1 protein-coding gene and 1 pseudogene are annotated in these 1,194 nt (G+C 40.2%); both read left to right on the top strand.

Annotated features, from left to right (window positions below; translation table 11 throughout):
- Positions 1-416: pseudogene (locus tag DMP16_RS11110) on the top strand (hypothetical protein); the annotation flags it as partial.
- An 11-nt stretch (positions 417-427) separates the two neighbouring features.
- Positions 428-910: a hypothetical protein gene (locus DMP16_RS10050; protein WP_069284235.1), complete on the top strand. Its 483-nt coding sequence runs from the start codon at positions 428-430 to the stop codon at positions 908-910.
- Positions 911-1,194: the final 284 nt, after the last annotated feature.

The following is a 1,194-nucleotide window of genomic DNA, read 5'->3' as shown; positions in this document are numbered from 1 at the left end:
AACCGTTATATCAGAGACTTAAAGCTACGGGTAAAATAACTAGTTTTTTAGCCGTTCATAATGCGTTGAAGTTCTCTGAATACGTGAGTCTTTACGACCTTGTTTTAGCCAACAGCAAGATCTCAGCAACGATTGTATCACTATTTTACAATAGAAACCCCGAAGGAGTAGTATATCCTCCCCTAGATGTGTCAAACTATAAATTTTCTAAAGACAAAGAGGAGTTCGCACTGGTGATCCTCAAGAGGGGGTATCTTAGCCATGTAGAGTTGCTTGAGAAAATAGCGGAGAAGGTCAAGGTAAAGGTCATAGGGGCTAAGATACCTGGTACAGAGTATTTGGGTAGTAATATCAGCGATAGTGAGCTTAAGGGAACTATATTCTATGGCTTCAGTTACTCTTTATCCCAAAGGTAGAGAAAAAGATAGTGGCCCTTGAGGAGACTAGCGTTGGAAAGGGAATAATAGCAAGACTAAACAGGCTAGACAAGGAAATAGTACATAGGCACTGGAGAGAGAACTTGAATCCAGTATTAGGCGTTATAAAGCCCAGGTTCTACGATAGGGACATATTGTTAAAGGTCTACAGGGATATCAACGGGCTAGCAGACAAGCTCATCATGTATGAGGACGCAGTGGTATACTACGAGGCGTATAAACTCTCTAACAGTTGCCTTACAGACGTAGGTTATGTTGAAAGGGCAATCTACCATTTGGAGGAGGAGTCCCTGTTCAGATATATGAAGAAGTGGTACAAATACGGCAAGTCTTCTAAAATTTTAAAACATACTGAGTACGAGTTCTTTTTAAAGAACAAGGGCATTAGGAAAGGGAGCTTCAAGGAAAGGGTTGAGCTCTTACCCTTAGTCTTGTCGAAGGGCATTCCCTACTTAATTGGCTACTTAAGCTAGTGGTTAAAATGATCTCGTTTTTAGTTGGTCACTTATCCCATCACGACGGTCAGAGTAGGGCAGTGATTAACTTCTTGAAGGGGGCTCAATAAGTTAGAGACGTTCTATGCCATAATAAAAAACTTATGACTAAGGTAAAAATCCCACATGTCAATAGGAAAGGGAGTTTGAGGATCAAAATGAACTTTTATCGTTGATCTTGACAAAGGGAATTTCTTAGTTATACTCTCCTAACAACCTTCCCATTAAGCCAAAGGGTAGAAATAGGGAACCCTCAAATATTA

Source organism: Sulfolobus sp. B1 (assembly GCF_007050195.1).
GTDB lineage: Archaea > Thermoproteota > Thermoprotei_A > Sulfolobales > Sulfolobaceae > Saccharolobus.
This window is presented reverse-complemented; position numbering and strand designations above follow the sequence as displayed.